General features: G+C 60.6%; 20 protein-coding genes. 5 read left to right on the top strand and 15 right to left on the bottom strand.

Translation table 11 applies throughout. From position 1 onward, the window contains the following. Positions 1 to 452 precede the first annotated feature (452 nt). The 5 genes from msrQ to ROG8370_RS15480 form a co-directional block, all read right to left on the bottom strand. A complete protein-coding gene (msrQ, locus tag ROG8370_RS15500) occupies positions 453 to 1,061 on the bottom strand; it encodes a protein-methionine-sulfoxide reductase heme-binding subunit MsrQ (protein WP_170925265.1) in 609 nt (202 codons plus the stop codon). Further along, complete coding sequence (locus ROG8370_RS21035) at positions 1,058 to 1,279, bottom strand: GDCCVxC domain-containing (seleno)protein (RefSeq protein ID WP_085828084.1); 222 nt, start codon at positions 1,277 to 1,279, stop codon at positions 1,058 to 1,060. Before ROG8370_RS21035 ends, msrQ begins: the two co-directional genes overlap by 4 nt. Then, positions 1,252 to 1,464 carry a hypothetical protein gene (locus ROG8370_RS15490; protein WP_073200746.1) on the bottom strand — a complete coding sequence of 71 codons (213 nt, stop codon included), beginning with the start codon at positions 1,462 to 1,464 and terminating at the stop codon, positions 1,252 to 1,254. Before ROG8370_RS15490 ends, ROG8370_RS21035 begins: the two co-directional genes overlap by 28 nt. A gap of 2 nt (positions 1,465 to 1,466) precedes the next feature. Then, complete coding sequence (msrP, locus tag ROG8370_RS15485) at positions 1,467 to 2,369, bottom strand: protein-methionine-sulfoxide reductase catalytic subunit MsrP (protein WP_085828083.1); 903 nt, start codon at positions 2,367 to 2,369, stop codon at positions 1,467 to 1,469. Positions 2,370 to 2,444: 75 nt separating this feature from the next. Beyond that, a complete protein-coding gene (locus ROG8370_RS15480) occupies positions 2,445 to 3,938 on the bottom strand; it encodes an FMN-binding glutamate synthase family protein (protein WP_085828082.1) in 1,494 nt (497 codons plus the stop codon). Positions 3,939 to 4,315: 377 nt separating this feature from the next. Between ROG8370_RS15480 and ROG8370_RS15475 the strand changes: the two genes are divergently transcribed. Beyond that, the gene (locus tag ROG8370_RS15475) at positions 4,316 to 4,801 is read left to right on the top strand and encodes a fasciclin domain-containing protein (protein WP_085828081.1); all 486 of its coding nucleotides are present in this window, start codon (positions 4,316 to 4,318) and stop codon (positions 4,799 to 4,801) included. Positions 4,802 to 5,421: 620 nt separating this feature from the next. On the opposite strand, the gene ROG8370_RS15470 is transcribed toward ROG8370_RS15475, so the two are convergent. The 4 genes from ROG8370_RS15470 to ROG8370_RS15455 form a co-directional block, all read right to left on the bottom strand. Continuing rightward, complete coding sequence (locus ROG8370_RS15470) at positions 5,422 to 6,213, bottom strand: class I SAM-dependent methyltransferase (protein ID WP_085828080.1); 792 nt, start codon at positions 6,211 to 6,213, stop codon at positions 5,422 to 5,424. 177 nt (positions 6,214 to 6,390) lie between these two features. Continuing rightward, positions 6,391 to 6,675 (bottom strand): integrase core domain-containing protein, encoded by a 285-nt coding sequence (locus ROG8370_RS21455; RefSeq protein ID WP_370738348.1) that lies wholly within the window; start codon positions 6,673 to 6,675, stop codon positions 6,391 to 6,393. 2 nt (positions 6,676 to 6,677) lie between these two features. Beyond that, a complete protein-coding gene (locus ROG8370_RS15460; RefSeq protein ID WP_170925264.1) occupies positions 6,678 to 7,583 on the bottom strand; it encodes a hypothetical protein in 906 nt (301 codons plus the stop codon). A gap of 135 nt (positions 7,584 to 7,718) precedes the next feature. Further along, positions 7,719 to 9,734: a tetratricopeptide repeat protein gene (locus ROG8370_RS15455; RefSeq protein ID WP_085828077.1), complete on the bottom strand. Its 2,016-nt coding sequence runs from the start codon at positions 9,732 to 9,734 to the stop codon at positions 7,719 to 7,721. A gap of 97 nt (positions 9,735 to 9,831) precedes the next feature. Here ROG8370_RS15455 and ROG8370_RS15450 point away from each other — a divergent pair, with 97 nt between their 5' ends. Next, complete coding sequence (locus ROG8370_RS15450) at positions 9,832 to 11,751, top strand: glycosyltransferase family protein (RefSeq protein ID WP_085828076.1); 1,920 nt, start codon at positions 9,832 to 9,834, stop codon at positions 11,749 to 11,751. Beyond that, positions 11,748 to 12,776, top strand: coding sequence for a glycosyltransferase family 2 protein (locus ROG8370_RS15445; protein WP_245827435.1), 1,029 nt, complete (start codon positions 11,748 to 11,750; stop codon positions 12,774 to 12,776). Before ROG8370_RS15450 ends, ROG8370_RS15445 begins: the two co-directional genes overlap by 4 nt. 57 nt (positions 12,777 to 12,833) lie before the next feature. Here ROG8370_RS15445 and ROG8370_RS15440 read toward each other — a convergent pair whose 3' ends face one another. The 6 genes from ROG8370_RS15440 to ROG8370_RS15415 all read right to left on the bottom strand — a co-directional run bounded on the left by ROG8370_RS15440 (position 12,834) and on the right by ROG8370_RS15415 (position 17,693). Then, the gene (locus tag ROG8370_RS15440; protein ID WP_085828075.1) at positions 12,834 to 13,613 is read right to left on the bottom strand and encodes an FkbM family methyltransferase; all 780 of its coding nucleotides are present in this window, start codon (positions 13,611 to 13,613) and stop codon (positions 12,834 to 12,836) included. A gap of 434 nt (positions 13,614 to 14,047) precedes the next feature. Further along, positions 14,048 to 15,232: an amino acid aminotransferase gene (locus ROG8370_RS15435; protein WP_085828074.1), complete on the bottom strand. Its 1,185-nt coding sequence runs from the start codon at positions 15,230 to 15,232 to the stop codon at positions 14,048 to 14,050. Then, complete coding sequence (gene sseA / locus ROG8370_RS15430; protein WP_085828073.1) at positions 15,232 to 16,089, bottom strand: 3-mercaptopyruvate sulfurtransferase; 858 nt, start codon at positions 16,087 to 16,089, stop codon at positions 15,232 to 15,234. The genes ROG8370_RS15435 and sseA overlap by 1 nt, the downstream gene beginning before the upstream one ends. A gap of 89 nt (positions 16,090 to 16,178) precedes the next feature. Further along, positions 16,179 to 16,445 (bottom strand): hypothetical protein, encoded by a 267-nt coding sequence (locus tag ROG8370_RS15425; RefSeq protein WP_085828072.1) that lies wholly within the window; start codon positions 16,443 to 16,445, stop codon positions 16,179 to 16,181. A gap of 28 nt (positions 16,446 to 16,473) precedes the next feature. Beyond that, the gene (gene smpB, locus ROG8370_RS15420) at positions 16,474 to 16,950 is read right to left on the bottom strand and encodes an SsrA-binding protein SmpB (protein WP_085828071.1); all 477 of its coding nucleotides are present in this window, start codon (positions 16,948 to 16,950) and stop codon (positions 16,474 to 16,476) included. Positions 16,951 to 17,036: 86 nt separating this feature from the next. Beyond that, on the bottom strand, positions 17,037 to 17,693 hold the full coding sequence (locus tag ROG8370_RS15415; protein ID WP_085828070.1) for a GntR family transcriptional regulator: 657 nt from the start codon (positions 17,691 to 17,693) through the stop codon (positions 17,037 to 17,039). A 139-nt stretch (positions 17,694 to 17,832) separates the two neighbouring features. Here ROG8370_RS15415 and dctP point away from each other — a divergent pair, with 139 nt between their 5' ends. Next, positions 17,833 to 18,819, top strand: coding sequence for a TRAP transporter substrate-binding protein DctP (gene dctP / locus ROG8370_RS15410; RefSeq protein WP_170925263.1), 987 nt, complete (start codon positions 17,833 to 17,835; stop codon positions 18,817 to 18,819). Between the two features lie 71 nt (positions 18,820 to 18,890). Then, positions 18,891 to 19,469: a TRAP transporter small permease gene (locus ROG8370_RS15405; RefSeq protein WP_085828069.1), complete on the top strand. Its 579-nt coding sequence runs from the start codon at positions 18,891 to 18,893 to the stop codon at positions 19,467 to 19,469. Positions 19,470 to 19,471: the final 2 nt, after the last annotated feature.

Genomic DNA, 19,471 nt, shown 5'->3' with positions numbered 1-19,471 from the left:
TCTTGGCCTCGCTTCCCGTCTTGGCTAGTGCCCGTCTGGTCCGTCCGGCGTCCCGGTGTGCATCACTGCGCCGCCGGTGAAGGGGGTTCTACGGTTAGTAGGGAAAACCCGCAACCCCTTTTTTGGCCTCTCGTCACATTTTTTTCAAAAACCTGAATTTTAATGGGAAATTAATGGCTTAGGTCATTTTCGGCATGAAAATCGGGGCCTCTGCGCAATAATGTTAGCGCATAGCATGCCCCCCCCTACCCCACATCTTGCGTTATCCACAGAGTTATCCCCAAGAGGTGCCTGGCCGCCCTCTTATAGACCGGGGATTGGGGGCGACTCAGGCGCCCCAAAAGGCGCGACTCGCCAAGATCTGGGCATTCGCCCGAGTCGGCCTTGGGGAAATCTCTGCTGATCCGGTCATTTTGCGAGTCGCAGAGCGCCCTGAGCGGGGCACTCACAGCTTATGCCGTCTGTTTTTTACGCAAAGGGCGGAGCCGAAGCGCCAGAAGCCCCAGAATCACGGCCAGATAGACCAGCGGTTCAATCTGAAAGCCCTTCACCAGCCATATAAAGTGAACCGCCCCCAGAATCACCGCCACATAGGTCAGCTTATGCAGCTGCCGCCATTTCGGCCCCAGCCTGCGCACCGACCAGTTATTGGACGTCGCCGCCAATGGCACAAGCAACAGGAAGGCAGTAAAGCCGATGGTCACATAGGGGCGCTTTATGATGTCCGCCCAGATCTGTGCCGGGATCTGCACATCCAGAACCAGCCAAACCAGCAGATGCAGCACGACATAGAAGAAGGCCGAAAGGCCAAGCGCGCGCCGGAACCTGATGAGGTTCACTCCGGCAAAGCGGCGTAGTGGCGTGACAGTAAGCCCCGCGACCAAAAGCTTGAGGGCGATGCCCCCCAGCTCGTGCTCGAGCGCCTTGATCGGCTCGATGCCAAGGCCGCCCGTCGCCCCCATATAAAAGAGGTAAGGCGCCGGTGCAGCGAGCAGTATATATACGGCCCATGTCGGCACCCTGCGCAGCAGCGCGTTGATCTGTTCGACCAGCAGGGTCATCCGCAACAGCACTCCCCCTTTTGGACCGGTGGGCAGGCCACGTCGCCGAAAGAACAATAGACACAGCAATCACCGGGCAGCGGGCGCAGGATTGCCCCACAGACCTTGCAGTCATGGAAGTACTGGCAGGCGTCGGTCGGCATGGTCTCGATGCTTGCCCGCCCGCATTCGGGACAGGTCAGGATCGAGATCAATTTGATGTCTTGCGCCGAAGCCATAGCCCCACCCCCATGATGATCAGACAAATTCCGAATACCGGGAACAGAACGCTGTCCCGGTAGATCAGCGGCACAAGCGACGTCAGTCCAAGCGCCGTCAAAAGAAACGGCAGGAGGCCGGTAAAGCAACAAAGCGCGGCAAAACCCGCCCCGACACCACCCGCCCACGCCATCATCCGGGCCATGCTCAGAAGTTCTTTCTCATATCCATCCCTGCGTAAAGCGATGCGACCTCGTCGCCATAGCCATTGAGCATCAGGGTCGGCTTGCGCGCCGAGAACAACCCGCCGCCAATCGCCCGCTCGGTGGCCTGTGACCAGCGGGGGTGATCCACCTCGGGGTTCACATTACTGTAAAAGCCGTATTCGCGGGCATTGGCCTTGTTCCAGGATGTTGGCGGCTCGTCCTTGGTGGCGGTGATGCGCACAACCGACTTGATGGATTTGAAACCGTACTTCCACGGCACCACAAGGCGGAGCGGCGCGCCGTTCTGATTGGGGATGTCGCGGCCATAGATGCCCGTCGCCATGATGGTCAGCGGATGCATCGCCTCGTCAAGCCGCAGGCCCTCGACATAGGGCCAGTCCAGAACCGGGTATTTCACGCCGGGCATTTCATCGGGGCGCAGGGCAGTTTCAAAGGCGATGTACCTGGCATCGGCCTGAACCCCCGCAAGAGCAAGAAGATCGGCAAGCTCGAACCCGTTCCAGGGCACGACCATCGACCAGGCCTCGACACAGCGAAAGCGATAGAGCCGCTCCTCGACGGTCATCTTGTCCATGATCTGATCAAAGCTATAGGTGCCGGGACGATCGACGAACCCGTCTATCTCGATAGACCAAGGGCTGGTGGTAAGGGCGTCGGCATAGCGCGCCGGATCGGCCTTGTCGGTGCCAAACTCATAATAGTTGTTATAGCCGGTGATCTCGTCCCAGCTATTGGCCGTCAACTCCTGCGCGCCCGCCGGAAGGCCGACTCCTGCAAGGCCAATCCCGGCCGCCGCCCCCGCCATCAGCTGGCGGCGGTTCAGAAACGCCGCCTCGGGCGTCACGTCACAATCGGACAGGGTGTTTTTCCAGCGATAGGCCATGCATCTCTCCTATTGGGTTTGACTTATATATAGAGAGATAAGGGCCTATCGCCAGAATTCTGATCTAACGAGCCATCACAAAGCCGCGTCTGAGTTGTAACTTGGGCGGATTTTGTTGAACGGGATAGAGGTGCCATCGGCCTGAACAATGCGCACATGGCGCCGCCGCATCAGGCGCGGTTCGCCCACGCCAACCGAATGGGCGATTGTCTCGACCTCCTTGATCACCGACTTGGCGTAATGAGCGACCTTCACATATTTGTCCTCGACCACAAGACCGGCCTGAAGACGTTTGTCGTGGGTGGTGATGCCGGTCGGACAAGTGTTGCGATTGCACTTGAGCGCCTGAATACAGCCAAGGCTAAACATGAAGCCGCGCGCAGAGGCGACAAAATCGGCCCCCGCACAAAGCGCCCAGGCAACATCGCCGGGATTGATAAGCTTGCCGGCCGCGATCATCCTGATCCGCTCTTTAAGGCCATAGCGGTCACGCAGATCGACCATCCGCGGCAGGGCATCGCGAATGGGCATGCCGACCAAATCCATCAAGGGCATCGGCGCCGCGCCAGTGCCGCCTTCGCCGCCATCAATGGCGATGAAATCGGGCGCGCAATCAGGGCCGCGTTCATTGATCAGTTGAAACAGCGGCTCCCAGGCCTCGGACGAGCCGATCACGGTCTTGAACCCGACCGGGCGCCCCGTCACATTGCGGATATGACAGATCACATCCAAAAGCTCGCCGTAGTCGTTGATATCGGCGTGGCGGTTGGGCGAGATACTATCCTGTCCAATCTTGATGCCACGGATTTCGGCAATCTCGGCGCTGACCTTTTCACCCGGAAGGATACCGCCCTTGCCGGGCTTGGCCCCCTGGGCAAGCTTGAGCTCGAACATCTTGATATGCGGGTTTTCCGACATCTTGCGCAGCTTTTCATCGCTCAGGTTGCCATCTTCGTCGCGCACGCCGTATTTGGCGGTGCCGATCTGATAGACAAGATCACAGCCCCCCGTCAGGTGAAACGGCGACAGCCCGCCCTCGCCGGTGTTCAACCAGATCCCGGCCTGTGCCGCGCCTCGGCTTAGCGCCTCGACCGCCGGGCGCGAAATCGCACCATAGCTCATGCCCGAGATGTTGAAGATCGACTTGGCTTTATAGGGGATCGCCGCGGTCGGCCCGATCAGCATCGGGGCGGTGACGGAAAACTGATCATCGAGCGGCGGAAAGACGGCCGGCACGAAAATCGGCGTGCCCGGCACACCAAGATTGCGGGTCGAGCCGAACGCGATGGTATTGCCCTTGCCCTTGGTGGCGTGGCTGACCCAATCGCGTTGCGCGCGGTTGAATGGCATCTCCTCGCGATCCATGGCGAAAAAGTACTGGCGAAAGAATTCGCCCAGCTTGGTGAACAACCCACGAAAGCGCCCGATCACCGGATAATTACGCCGGATCGCATCGCCGGGCTGGAGCTTGTCCAACACGTAAAACAGCATCGCCATAAGGACGATCGCCCCCAGCATCAGAACAAACAACAGAGCAAGAACCTGTAGGATTTGCATCACGTAAATCATCGGAAAAACTCCAGGGTCATCGGCCCGCACCGATTGGGGCCATTGCGGCGCAACCTGCGCCTTTAGCGACGATCAAACAACCCGCGAAACCATCGGCGAAGGCGCGCAAGATGCCAGTTGCGGGACATTGGCCCGCAAGCCCCATGGGCGGCGGGAAAGCCGACTGAACGCCCCACATCGGCGCAGGAGGTTTTCCGCCTTTTCACAAAAACGTGACTGGATGTTACAACACGCCCCGGCTTAGCGGGTTGGGCGTTTTCGTCAAATCGCATTGGCGGGAATCCCCGGTGAACCAATCGCGGTTTGGCACCGTAGCCCTGTTCATGATGCCCGTCGCGGCATCGTCATAAATGACGCTAAAACAGGAGATACTACTTATGCTGCGCAGAACTTATCTTGCCCTGACCGCCGCCGCCCTGATGGCCGGACCCGCCTTTGCCGATGGGCATGGACACAGCAAGGACATCGTCGATATCGCCGCCGGGAACGAGGACTTCTCGACACTGGTTGCCGCCGTTCAGGCCGCCGACCTTGTCGAGACCCTCAAGAGCGACGGCCCGTTCACCGTCTTTGCCCCGACCAACGCGGCCTTTGCCGCCCTGCCCGAGGGCACGGTCGAAACGCTGCTCAAGCCCGAGAACAAGGATAAGCTGGCGGCGATCCTGACCTATCACGTGGTTCCTGGTAAGGTGATGTCGGGCGACCTGAGCAACGGCATGACCGCGACCACCGCACAGGGCAGCGACGTGACCATCATGACGGAAGGTGGCGTCATGGTGAACGGCGCCAATGTCACCGCGGCCGATATCGAGGCCAGCAATGGCGTCATCCACGTCATCGACGCGGTGATCATGCCGCAATAAGCCCTTTGACCTCTTTGGGGGCGGCCACACTGGCCGCCCCCTTTTTGATTGCTGTCCGGGATTCGGCCCTGTCCGGCCAGATAGCCACTTAAGTATCCGATGATGTGTTACCGTGACATTCAATGGCTTTTTAGTTTGAATTCTGAAAGTTTGCTGAACAAAAAAGGCCGAAACGCGACGTTGGCCAAGTCGAAGCCAAACATGGGCGGCAACGCATGAACTCGCTGCACACAGCCACAAAACCAGCGCAGACGTAATCTGCTTTCCAAGATATTTCGAAGATCAACTCGGTCTTGTACTTCCCAAAGTTTTATTCGCCCCGGTGAACCCGCCAACATCCACCACTCAACGGGCCCTTTGAATCCAGACACCGCTTGGACTGCATAGTTGGGTCCGTGCCTCGACGCTGTAGCTTGTGGTTGGCCCGCGTTACTTTTGTTGAACCCTTTCGTTTTCGAGCCTAACGCCAGCGTCCCAAGCCCTTCGGCCTGGGATCACGGCTCTTGACCGCCCTTGCGCAGAAACACGTGTCGCCCCCGAGCTACGGATTGCCGATCGGCTGGATCAAGGGATACGCAGCCGACTTGATGCGATGCTGACCCAAAGCATAGACACCGTTGCTAAACCGGTTTGACCAGAACGCGCGCTGGATCCTTGGCGGCATATCCAGCCGTTTCTATCCGATTGCGAAGGGTCTGCAAATCTGGCGATACGTGCATGAACTCCTCCCGGTGATCATTCACGTTGGTGATGAGCCAGCCACCGGGAACAAGCGCCGTGTCGATCGCGCTGAAATATTTTTCAGGTTTGCGCACGTGTTCGAAGAATTCCGTGGCGATGCAGGTCTGCGCCTGTGGCAGGTCGGTGACCGGCCCGCCCACCTGTGCGTCGTGAAATTTCATGTCGATACCGTCACGATCGCAGAGCCAGATCAGGAAGTCTTTCCGGATCGTCGGGAAATCCACCAGCGCCAGAGACACCCCAATGCCGCGTGCCTTGAGCGCGGCAGCGATCCAGCGGGAGCCATGCGCAAGCCCGCAACCGTAGTCAATGACTGTGACCGTGTCGTTTCGGGCCACGTCGTCGAGCATCTCTTCGGCAAAGTTCCACGGCTTGAAGTCATAAGACAACATGCGCAGGAAATGCATGTGGCTGTGAAATCCGTAGGCTTCCTCGATCTCTTTTTCGCTGTCGGAAAAGAACGGCGCCATCACCTCATAACTGAGACCATTGAAGCGGCGAAACTGGCGTCCGCCGTGTCCGCCCTTGAACTTGTTCACTGACACCAGAAGCCTGTCGCGGGATTTGGCCCTCGTGGTTCGCAAACGCTTGGCATTCCAGTCGACGAAGGCTTCTTGTAGTTCGTTCAGTTGCGTCTCGTGGGTGTCGCCTGCAGTGGCATCAAGATTCATTTTGCGTCCTTTATACTTGGGCCTTGTTGTGGGACAGTGCTTTGCGCTGCTCATGCCGTCATTTTAGCCCACTATTCGGCTTTGGCTTCAAGTGCCTTTTGTTCGGCGGTGACCTGAGAGGTGGCCCTGGTTTTTCGACCAGTTCGCAGCCTTGTTAAGATGGATCAGAGTTTCGTATCAAGCTGCCATTCGCATGGGTTCGGTTTTGCGGGAATGGACCTCGTCGGGCGTCAAGGTTTCGGTGTTGGAGTGCGGGCGCTCGGCGTTGTCATAGGCGCGCCACTCTCCGACACTGGACTTCGCCCCTGCGCCTCTCTCAAATGCGTGCAAATATACGCATTTGGACCCGAGCGACCGCCAAAGGCGCTCGCGCCGGTGCATTGGCTGCCCTGGTCGGGACTGAACCCCCCTGCAAATTCCCAGCCAATGGCCACGCCCCGCCCGAGCGGCGCGGGCTTCCAAGCTTACCGAAACAGGGCCAGAATATCCTTCATCTCATTCGCGATCCGCCCCGGGCGCGTGATCTCGCGGATATGCTCCATGCGCTGCGTCGCCTCGGACCACGCCGAAGTGCCGAACAGATCCCTTGCCTGGTGCAGCCCTTCTACGATCGTATTGGGCTCCGTGTTCTCCAGTAGAAAGGGATAATCTTCGCCCAGGTATATGACGGCGTCATCCGTCGCGCGGGGCACCAGAATATTCGCGCCCACGGCCGCCGCAATGAACCCCTTGGTGAACGGCTTGGCCTCTTTCGTGATCCTGGGCCTCAGCGCCGGTGCGCGCACCGCATAATGCAGGTTGAAGTCTAGCAGATTGTCGAACACGCCCCCGATACCCAGGTCGTTTTCATATTTCAGCACATGGACATCGCCCTGAATGTCCGGCGGAATAAACACGTTCGATGGATGTCCCATGTACACGCCCCGAAGCTCTTGCTGATGTCGGATATGCAAGCCGTCCAGCCGCGGGTCGGCATGATGTGTCAGATGCATGATCGGCGCATCACTTTCATTTTGGCCCGCCTTTTTCAGGACATTGGACAACAGACGGCAACCGGCGTGGGACGCTCCGATATGAACATCCGCCCAGGGCGAGAAGCTGCGATAGGCATCGGCATCCACGTAATCTATGCAAATGCCGCGCGCACTTTTGCGCAGGGCCTCCATTCCCTGGTCGCCCAGCGGAACCGCCGCGCCCTTCAGCAAGATAACGATGGCGCCCCGGACCGTGCCGCAAACCTTTTGAATGTCGGTCTCTTCCCGGATCGGCGGCATGGGGCGCACCCGAAAGTCGAACTCATCCCCGAGATGTGCTTCACAAATATCCCTGAGCTGATCGCACCGCATGATCTTGGACCCGGCGCGCGCCATGCCCTTGCGATGCAGGAAGACGACGCGTTGTTTCATGTGCTCTCCATGGTTCTGTCCGAACGCTGCGATACACTGTGATCAAGCATGCTCCGCCATGTCCCTGCAACACCCAACAGTCCGGGAGGACCCGATGACTCACCCATTGGCTTGGCGCTTTAGCAAACGATCCCGCCGGTTACGATAGCGTTGCTGGTTGGGCGCAATTTCCGCGGCGCGCTCCAGCGCGGCGACTGCACCCTCGGTATCGCCCGTATCCCGGCACATATCGGCCAGATGCGCATGCAATTCTGCGGTACTGTCATCCATTTCGCAGGCCGCCTCGTGACAGGCCCGCGCCGCCGCGCGATCCCCTGCTGTCTCGTGGATCAGCCCGGTCAGGAAGTGCCAGAAGGCATGATCGGGCGCGCAGGCCCGACAGACCTCCATCTCGGCAAGCGCCCCAGCATAATCGCCCGTCATCATCCGGAACTCGGCCTGCCGCTTTCGCACCATCGGATCGTCCGGTGCGGCCTCAACCGCGCGCGCGTTCATCTCCAGCGCCCGTTCCGGCTTGCCCATCCGCGCCTCGAGCAGCGCGTCATAACTGAATGGGCCCGCCCCCGGCACACCGCCGTGATGCTTGGCCAGACGCGCCTGCATTTTCTTCAATTCGTGCGGCGCGTTCAGAAACCGGTCTGTCTTGCCGTCCATCGCGAACCAGGGCCACTCGATCGCGAGCGTCGACAGATCCGACGCCCGCCGCCGCAGAATCTTGTTTTGCTGCACCACGATATTGGTCTGCTGATACCGCACTGGCAGCACCAGCAGCGTTTCCCGGTCGAACGGCAGCGTCTCCCCCGCCCGCAGGCGGCCGCGTTTGATCATGAAGGTGCCTATCACCGTGACGTCGGGCAGCATCGGCTTTTGCCAGAACGCCCGCAGGAACGACCGCCGCGCGCGCTTGCGCCGACCCAGCGCACCCAGGATATGTGCCCGGACCGCCAGCCCCGAGATATAATTCTCCCGCCATTGATGCGGGTCGGCCAGCGCCCGGTTTATATAGGTCAGCGCCTCGTCCCACTTACCCAGGTACATGCCGTTTAGCGCATGAGCCAGTGGCATAAAGGCATTGTCCGCGCCCGCGTCCAGAATGCGCTGTCCGATCTCCCAAGCCTCCTGCTCGCGCCCGGCCTCCTGAAGCCGACGCGCCAGCTTGACGAAGACATGCGCCGCCTCGCTGGGCGTGATAAACGCCTCCGGCCCCTTCGCGAACCGTTCCAGCAGTCGGTCATAGGCGCGGTCGCGCTCCTCCACCGTCATGACCTCGTGGAAACACTTTCGCTCCTGTCCGCTCAGACGGGCGGCAGCGCGGCTGAAGGCGCTGATCGGCGGCGCCACGATCTCCGATGCGCGCGACATCGCGAACAGTTCCAGGAAATCGCGCTGCACGGTCTTGCACCCCTTCAGATCGACCAGATCGTCGATGCTGCCCGCCTGCGGATGCGCGGTGGTGAAGCGCGCGATGCTTTCGGGCTGGTCCGAGAACACCAGTGCCTTGGCCCCGCCGTTCTTTTCCAGGTAGGCCGAATACAATTCATCCGGCTCGATCTTGGCGGGCCATTCCTTGTGCTTCCACGGATCCGTGTTCAGGATGTCACCCCGCCGGATATGATAGGCGATGGTGCGCCTGCCCTCGTTGGCCGCCATCGCCGCCTCGATCTGCTCGATATGGCCCGCGACCACCGGGTTGAACCCGATACACGAGATGAACCCACGGAACCGCTCGCGCAGATCGCTGGCATCCTCCCACGGGAATTCGACGATCTCGAAGCCCTCGTCCAGAACAACATGCCCGCCACCCGCCAGATGCGCCTCAAGCCTTTTGGGGCCCTCGTCGTTCATGAAGGTCCAAAGCGGCTTGGCAATCGGACCGAGCGCCTCGAATTCCGCGTTCTCGATGAAATGGCACTCGATGAACGCCTCGCTGAACAGGTCCGTCGGCGTGGCCAACGTCGGTGCCATCGCTCCACGCGGAAACCAGTTGATCCGGAAATCGGTGCCGTAATCCTCGGACAGGCGGATCGCGTTCAGCATCATCAGAAGGCGCGCGCCCAGCTGATCCTTCCTCAATCCGATGAAAAGCCCGCGCGCCGGACTGCAGCTTGCCGCCATAGTTCCGCCTTTCCCAACCAAATCAATTCTTATACAGTCGCTAGAAACAGTGACAAGTAGTCCCTTCCAGGGCGAACGCGATGAGGTATTCGAGTATATGGTGGCCAGTCCCAAATTTTTTCTCGGCTCATTCCTTCGCGCCGAGAGCTCGGATTTCCTCGAATGGCTCGCATATCACCGGGCCGTCGGGGCCAGTCATGTCCATATTTTCACCGACCATAAGACACTGCGTAAAAGCCCGCTTTTCGATGCGCTCGCCAAGGCCGACGCGATCACCCTGCACCCGGTCCGCACCGACGGACACCCTGCCGAGGAGGACCGCAACTCCGCCCTGCGCTTCGCCGCGCTCGAGGCCGGGGAGAGCGGCGGGTACGGGCTTTATCTGCCGCGCGGCGAATACTTCAGGATCAACAGCACGGCAAAGACGGTTCAATCGCTGATGCGGACCTGCGGCGGGGCCGACGTGCTAAGCGCGCCGGTGCATGTCTTCGGCTCGGCGGGCCTGGTCGACCATATCCCAGGCCCTGTCCTTCACACCGCCACTGGGCGTGCCCCGCTGCCCGCCGATACCGCCGTCAATGTCGAGTTGCGCAGCGTGGTGCGGCTTGGCCGCTTCGGCCTGCGCACCCCCGAGGTGCCGACCGGCCCAGCCAGCGGCGAAAAGATCAAGTGGGTCAGCGGCGATGGTAGCCCTATGCCCGAACCGCTCAGCCGCCTGGCCTGGTCTGGAATGCCGACCGCCTTTGGCACCACCAAGGCAGCGGTTCTGAAACTGCCCGCGCCTTCAGTGGAAGCATTTCTGCTGCGCATGGCCGATCAGCCCGAGAAACAGCGCCCCGATGCCGAGGCGCTGGCCGCGCAGCTCGATGCGCTTGCGGCGATGACCGAAGCCGACCCCGGCCTGTCGGACTGGTCCGACGCCATCGCCCTTGAGACCGAGGCTCTTCTGGCGCTGCCCGGTGTGGCAGACGCCCAAGCGGCCCTTTGCACCCGCGAGGCGAAACGACTGGATGATTTGCGCGGCGAGGCCTCTGATCTCGGTCGCCTGCTGGCCGCCATCCGTGGAGATGCGCCGCCCGAAGAAAAATCCGCCGAGCCAGTCCCGGCGGCAAACCTCGAAGCCACGCCACCGCCCGCGAAAGAACCCGAAACCGGGCCCGACTCTACCATCGATTTACCTGCGTGGTTTGCCGAGATCCACACCAGCGGCGACAACGAAGGCTTCTACACCCGCTTGAAAAATCACGCGGTCATGTGCGTCCGCCGCGACGATGCCCGGCTCGTGGTGACATTCGACAACCTCTCAAACGTCAATAACCTCTCGCCCAAACGCGAACCCTGGGCCTACAAGTTCGTTCGCGACAATGGCTGTTCACATCTGTCGGTCATGGCGCGCCGGAAAGACTGGTACCGCGACCCGCAACTGATCGCCTATCTCGAAAAGCTCGCCGCCGATGGCTTCTTTGGCCAGTTCGGAAAGGTCTTCCTGACAGGCACCTCAATGGGCGGTTTCGCGGCGCTGACTTTCTCCTCGCTCGCGCCCGGCGCCACCGTAATCAGCTTCAATCCCCAAACCACGCTCGATGAAAGCATTGTGCCTTGGGAGGAGCGCTTCGGCTTCGGCCGACAGCGCGACTGGTCGCTGCCCTACAGCGACTGCGCTTTCGAAATAGACGAGATCGAAAATGCCTTTGTCTTCTATGATCCCTTCTTCACGCCCGACCGCCGCCATGCCGAACGGCTCGAAGGCGACAACGTCTTCCTGCTCAAGACATGGTGCTCGGGGCATTTCTCGCCCGTCTTCCTGCGCAAGGCCAACTTGCTCAAGCCGGTGATGCAGCACGCGCTCGACGGCACGCTGACGCCAAAGGTGTTCTACAAGATGTTCCGCGAACGCCGCAGCCTGCCCTGGTATCGCAAGGCGATGGAAAGCAACCTTGCCGAACGCGGCCATCCAGCGCTGGCCGAACGCGTAAAGCCCGCCTTCCGCAAACTCAAACGACAGGCTGCCGAATGACCGGGGCGCCCAAATTCCCGATCGCACCGGTCGGCGGCGGCCCGCGCATCATCATGACGACGATGAAGAACGAAGCCCCGTTTATGCTGGAATGGATCGCCCACAACCTTTCCATCGGGTTCTCGGGCTTCGTCATCTTCACCAACGATTGCGTCGATGGCACCGACTTGATGGCCCAGCGCCTCGACGAACTGGGCTTCTGCAGCCACCGGCCCAACCCCAAGGATGGGTCTCCGCCGCAGCACAAGGCGCTGCGCCGCTCAGCCCTGCATCCCTGGGTCCAGCAGGCCGAATGGTTGATGTCGCTCGACGTGGACGAATTCATCAACCTGCGCGGCGGCCTGGAAACGCTCGATGACCTGATGGAGCGTGTCGGCGACTGCGACGCGATATCCTTCACCTGGAAACTCTTCGGCTGCGGCGGGGTCGAAACCTATGAAGATGCGCCCGTCACGCGCCAGTTTCTTCTTGCCGACCACGAGGACCGCCCCTCAAACGGACGCGCCAGCGGCTTCAAAACGATGTTCCGCAACAACGGCACCTTCAGTCATTTCGGCCCGCACCGCCCCAAGGGCGTGCCGCCCGAGGAACAGCACAAGGTGCGTTGGTCGGATTGCGGGGGCAACCGGCAACCGATGGAAATGGTCCGGTGGCGCGCCTGGCCGGGCTTCAGCCACGAATACGCGCGCCTGCACCATTACTCGGTCCGCTCCATCGATAGTTTTCTGGTGAAACGCGACCGCGGCCGCACCAATCACATCGCACATGATCAATCCGAGTTGTACTGGGCCGACATGAACGTCAACCACGCCCGCGACGACTCAATCCTGCCTCATGCCGACCGGGCCCAACCGATGCTCCAAGCGCTGCTAGAGGACCCGGTTCTGGCTGATCTGCATGCCCGCGCCTGCGACTGGCATCGCGCCAAGATCGACGAGCTCCAGGCCCGTCCCGACTGGACCGATTTCCGTCGCTGGCTGCGCGACAACAAGCTCGGGGTTGGTCCCCGCGTCGCGCCTGACTAACGCAGCAAGCCTCGGGTTCCCGCGGCTATCCCGTCGCCCCCCCCTATCGCGCCGTGATCAACCGTCAGCGCCCAGCCACCGCTGCGGTAGAGATAGCCACGGGCGGCGCGGGTTGTGCCGACAGTCCAGCGGATGAGGCAGCTCTTTGGCCTCAACGGGCCGCATCTCGCCGATCCGATCACGGCGCAAAAGCGTGGCCTCCACCACGCGCGGGATCTCTTCGCCCTCGATCTCGACACTGCCCGACACGTTGTTGGCGTGCAGATGCACGGTGACGAAATCGTCCTTCAGCTTCTCCACGGCGGCCAGCGCCGGGTTCTGAAACCGCGGCTTGGTCAGCACCGAGGGCAGGTGATGCCATTCGATCACGATCATCCGGAACCGACGCAGCAACTCGCGCGGCGCGGCCGCCAGGGTGGCATATTCCGCCCCCTCGATATCCATTTGCAATATCAGGTCCTCGCCCGGCGCCGGGTCGGTGTCCTCTACCCATCTGAGCAAACTCATGGTGTCGCCCTCGTCGCGCGGGCCAAGGAACTTTGGCACAAAATCCGCCCCCGGTACATCCAGCGGTGGTTTCTCAACCGAGGCATCGGCCATGAACGACCGTATCCCGCGCTTGGCCAGATCCATCTCGAACGTGGCCTGTTCCGACACGCCCGGCGAATAACAGGCAGCGATGCCGCGCAGATCTTCGGGCACCAGATACCCGCCATCCCCGAAATCGCCCAGCCGGATCAGCGGCATACCCACCGCCTGGGGCCGCAGGAAACGGTCGATTACAGCCACCTGTTCGGGCGCGTGAAGCGTTCGGTCTTTCGTGCTGCTTGCGGGCATGGTTGCTCGGTCTTTCGATTTTCGCCAGTCTCACCAACCGGCAGGAAAAAATTCAACATCTATGACACTGATCTGCCTGGTCCAGGTTGATTGTTAGTGCATGTTCGGCCGCTGGTCCATCGGCACGATGGCTTCCGGAGCTGGAGGCCGGTCTCCCAAAGCGCTGCGGGGCCGTTTTGTGTGGAGTGTTTTCACCATCCTTCGCCCTCATTTCCGGGGCGCAGGTCATCCGGCCAGCGCGGACCTTGCTGATCCAGTTCTGTTGCAGCGCCGTGCTCGGCCATCACTCGAAACTTTGGATTATTGCTTGTCCGCCAGCTTGAGGCGTTCGCACCTGCCACACACTTTTATGGCAAACAGATGGTTCAAATTCTGCGTATTGCTTCTGAGGGGGGGGCGGCGCGCCAAGCCACTGGCGCGCCTGTGCAGGGCGCTTAAACGCCTGCGTCGATGATCGCACGGGCAAGGATCGGCACGGTTTGCGCATTGAGACCGGCAATGTTGATCCGGCTGTCGCCGATCATGTAAATCCCGTGGTCCTTGCGCAGGGTTTCCACCTGCTCGGGCGTGGCGCCAAGCCGCGAAAACATGCCGCGATGCTGGGCGATAAACCCAAACCGATCAGAGCCCGACAAACGGCGCAACTCATTGGCAAGGTCCTGACGCAGCTGCAGCATGCCAAGGCGGACCTCTTCCAGCTCTGATTGCCAATCGGCGCGCAGCGCATCATCGCTTAGCACCATGGTCACCAGCCGCGCGCCATGATCGGGCGGAAAGGAAAAGTTCTGGCGGTTGAGATAGGCCAGATTGCCCTGCGCCACCTTTTGCAGGCCCCGGTCCTGCGCCACGGCCATCAAGATGCCGGTGCGTTCGCGGTAAATGCCGAAGTTCTTGGAACAGCTTGCCGCGATCAACACCTCGGGACAGCTTTTGACCACAAGCCGGGTCGCCTTGGCGTCTTCTTCAAGACCGTCACCAAAGCCCTGATAGGCGATGTCGATCATCGGCACCGCGCCCTTGCGGATCAAAAGGTCGATCACCTCTTTCCATTGGCTCAGGTTAAGGTTGGCGCCGGTCGGGTTGTGACAGCAGCCATGCAACAGCACCACATCGCCCGCGCGCACAGCCTCAAGGTCGGCCATCATGCCATCGAAATCGACACCGACGGTTTCGCTGTCGAAATAGCGATACATCACCGTTTCAACGCCAAGATAGGCCAGAATGCTAAGGTGGTTGGGCCATGTCGGATCAGAGACGAACACCCGCGCATCCGGGTTGGCCATGCGCACAAGATCAAACGCCTGACGCACCGCGCCGGTGCCGCCGGGGGTGGCGACGGCGGCGACCTGATCGCGGGTGACGGCATCGCCGAGCACCAGATTGATCATCACGTCCGAAAATGCCGGATCGCCGGCCAGCCCGGTATAGGCCTTGGTCTCTTCCTGGCCCCACCACTTTTGCTCGGCGGCTTTCACCGCGCGCATGATCGGGGTCTTGCCCTCTGCGTCTTTGTAGACGCCAACGCCAAGGTCGATCTTGGTGTCGCGCGGGTCTTCGCGGAATGCCTGACCGAGGGCCAGGATCTTATCGGCGGGTTTTTCTTTCAGATTGCTGAACATCAGGCTTCTCCTGTGGCGACGGGAAGGGTCGGGAAGGCCCCCCATTCCGTCCATGATCCGTCATAAAGCGCGTGGTCGGTCTTGCCGATCCGTTCAAGGGCCAGACTGATGATTGCGGCCGTGACGCCGGTGCCGCAGGTGGTGATCACCGGCTTGCTCATGTCAACACCAGCCGCCGCAAACACAGCGCGCTGTTCCTCGGGGTCTTTCATCGTCATGTCGTCATTCAACAGATCGGTGTAGGGCACGTTCTTCGAACCCGGAATATGGCCACCGCGCAGACCGGGGCGCGGTTCGGGCGCCTCGCCGCGAAAACGGGCGGCCGAGCGCGCGTCGAGAATTTCGTAATCGCCAAGCTTGGCGGCCGCCGAGACCTGCGTCACATCCTTGACCATCTGGTTCTGGCGGCGGACCGTCATATGGCGGTCGCGGATCATCGGAGGCAGGTCTTCGGTCTCGCGGCCCTCGGCCTGCCACTTGGGAAAACCGCCATCGAGAACGGCGATGTTGTCTTGCCCCATCAGGCGAAACAGCCACCAAACGCGGGCGGCGGAAAACAGTCCTTTGGCGTCATAGACCACCACCTGATGGCCGTCACCAACGCCCATCGCGCGCAGCTTGGACATGAACTTTTCGACCGGCGGCGCCATATGCGGCAACTCGGAGCGGCTATCGCTGATGTCGTCGATATCAAAAAAGCGCGCGCCGGGGATATGCGCGGCGTCATACTCGGCCTTTGCATCGCGCCCTTCGGCGGCCATGAACATGGTGCCATCGAGAACCCGCAAATCCGGGTCTTTCAGGTGGCTGGCAAGCCAGTCGGTGGAAACAACGGTTTTAGGATCATCATGTGCCATGGGGGCCCCCGTTTAAGACCTGACTTGAGTACAGTCTGAGGGGCAAAAGGGCAAGACCGGGCGGCGCCTCTGCGCCCCTGCCCTGCCGGTTATTTCAGCACCACTTTCTTGATCTGCCCGACGACGATCATCGCCACGCCACCCCCAAGCCCGCCCGAGGCGAGTTGAGCGATGATCGCGCCGATATCGCCACCGCCCGCACCCGCGTCGAGCATCGCCAAGGCCTGATTGCCAAGCCCGCCACCAACGACGCCGACAATCGAATTGCCGAGAAAACCAAGGCTCGCACCCTTCATCACGCCACCCGCGACATTGCCGCCGACCGCGCCCGCAATCAAACTCAGCAAAAGTTCCATCGTTCGTTTCCTTGGGAAAAACCGCCGCTCACTCGCCGTGGCGCAACAGGCGTTGTTTCTGACGGCTCCAGTCGCGCTTGGCCTCGGTGGCGCGCTTGTCGTGGTTTTTCTTACCCTTGGCGATGCCGATCTTCATTTTGACCAGCCCGCGATGGTTGAAATACATCACCAGCGGCACAAGCGTCATGCCTTTGCGCTGTGTCTCGTTCCAAAGCCGCGCCAATTCCTTGCGCGACACCAAGAGCTTGCGGCGGCGCTTTTCCTCGTGACCAAAGGTCTTGGCCTGTGCATAGGGCGCGATATAGGAATTCACCAGCCAGAGCTCGCCATCTTCGACCATGGCATAGCTTTCGGCGATATTGCCGCCGTTCTGGCGCAGGGATTTCACCTCGGAGCCTTCAAGGATGATGCCGCATTCTATGTCATTCTCGATGGCATAGTCATACCGCGCCCGCCGATTTTCGGCGATCACCTTGTAGTTCGGATTTTCCTTTTCCTTGGCCATTTCGCTGTCCTACCGATGCGCGCGCCGACTGTCCAGCGATGCGCACACCGGCTGGCGCGCTGCGCTCGTGACTTGGTGTTATGTGGTTACTCTGCGGCGCTGCGCAAGCTGGACATCAAAAGATGGAACTTTTCGCCCTGAATCGCCACATGCCCGCGCAGCGCCTCTGCGGCGCGGTCCGGATCGCCTGCGCGCAGCGCCTCGACGATCGCCTTATGCTCGGCCATGGATTGCGACATCCGCCCGCGCAAGCGCAATTGCAACCGGCGAAACGGCTTGAGCCGCCGGTGCAGGCGCAGCGCCTCGTGTTCTAGGAATCCATTGCCGGCCTGATGATAGATAACGTGATGAAACCGTTCGTTTTCCCGGTAATAGGCATCGGCATCGCCGCCCTCGACGGCGGCACAGCAAGAGGCGTTGGCACGATCAAGCTCTTCAAGCGCGGCCTCGGAGATTCGCAGCGCCGCCAGACGCCCGCAGACGCCCTCGATCTCGGCCATGGTTTCGAACATTTCCATCAGTTCCACCGGCCCCGGCTGGCGCACAAAAACGCCGCGGCGCGGGATCTGTTCGGCAATGCCAGAGGCCACAAGACGTTGCAGGGCCTCGCGAATCGGGGTGCGGGAAACATCGAACTGGCGCGCAAGGCGCAGCTCGTCAAGCCGATCACCATCGTGAAAGCCGCCGGTAAAAACCAGCTCTTCCAGCGCATCCGCGATTATGTCTGCCCGACGAAGTTCCATCCGAAAAACCTAGCCTTAGCTTGATTTGTGCGCAAGATAGAAATTCTTGTATACAAAAAACTTGACTTTGAATTCGAAACCCAAAAGACTGCGGCTCATGCGTTCGGGCCATCTTGTCCGGACAAAATGGGAGGAAGACATGAAAAAATCTATGTTCACGGCAGCCGTTACTGCCGGGATGATGCTTATTGGCTCGGTTGCCAATGCCACCGACCTGCGCCTGTCGCACCAGTGGTCCAACAGCGACGTGCGCCACAAGGTTGCCCAGATCGTTGCCGATGAAGTCGCCGCCGCCGATGTCGATCTTGAGATCAAGATCTTCGGCTCGAAGTCGCTTTTCAAGCCGCGCGAGCAATACACACCCCTGAGCCGCGGTCAGCTTGACATGACCGTTCTGCCGCTCAGCTATGCAGGTGGCCAACAGCCATCCTATAACCTGACGCTGATGCCGGGCCTGGTGAAAAACCACGACCACGCCGCACGCCTGTCCAACAGCCCCTTCATGGAGGCACTCGAGGCCAAGATGGCCGAAGATGACGTGATGGTTCTGGTGCACGGTTACCTAGCGGGTGGCTTTGCCGGCAAGGACAAGTGCATCACCAAGCCCGATGACATCAAGGGCCTGCAAACCCGCGCGGCGGGCAAGGCGTTTGAACAGATGCTGGCCGGCGCCGGCGCCTCGATCGCGTCGATGGCAAGCTCGGAAATCTACAACGCCATGCAAACCGGCGTTCTGGATGCGGCCAACACATCGTCCTCGTCCTTCGTGTCCTACCGGATTTACGAACAGGTCAAGTGCTATACCCCCGCAGGCGACGTTGCCCTGTGGTTCATGTATCAGCCGCTGTTGATGAACAAATCCACCTTTGAAGGCCTGACCGAGGCCCAGCAGGCCGCGCTTTTGGCCGGTGCCGAAAAGGCCGAAGCCTTCTATCTTGAAGAAGCCAAGAAAGAAGACGCCAACTCGGTCGAAGTGTTCAAGAACGCCGGCGTCGAGATCGCACAGATGAGCGAAGACGATTTCGCCGCATGGCGCGAGATCGCCAAGGAAACCTCGTACAAGGCCTTTGTCGAAAGCGTGCCCGACGGGCAGGCGCTTCTGGATATGGCGCTCGCTGTCGAGTGATCTGACCTGATCGCGGGGCGCCCCACGCGCGGCGCCCTGCACCCCCAAGACTTACCCCGAAAGGAGGGCCGATGTCGGGCCAATCCATCTCCGGTGTGGCAAACACCGGCAACAGCCTCTTTCTTAAAATCGTTGCGGCCATTTCAACCTTTGCCGGTTGGGTCTCGGCGGGCATGATCACGCTGGCGGTTCTCATCACCTGTCAGATGATCTTTATCCGATTTGTCATGAATGGCTCGACCATCTGGCAAACCGAAGCCGTGATTTACCTTATGATCGCCGCCACCCTGGTCGGCCTGCCCTATGTGCAGCGCCTGCGCGGGCATGTGAATGTCGATCTTATTCCGATTGCCCTTCCGATGCGCCTGCGCCGGGGTCTGGCGATTGTCACGCTGGCAGTTTCGGCGCTGATCATCGCTGTGATGCTCTGGTACGGGTATGAATTCTGGCACGTCGCCTATGCGCGCGGCTGGAAATCCGACACTGTTTGGAGTGTGGCCCTGTGGAAGCCCTACATGGCGCTTCCGGTCGGCCTTGGTCTTTTGCTGCTGCAACTGATCGCTGATCTTTACGCGGTCATCATCCGCGTCGACGCACCCTTTGGAATTGAACAAGAGGGCCTTGCGGCCCGCGTATCTGGGGATCTTTGATC

This window comes from Roseovarius gaetbuli (assembly GCF_900172365.1).
Classification (GTDB): domain Bacteria; phylum Pseudomonadota; class Alphaproteobacteria; order Rhodobacterales; family Rhodobacteraceae; genus Roseovarius; species Roseovarius gaetbuli.
This window is presented reverse-complemented; position numbering and strand designations above follow the sequence as displayed.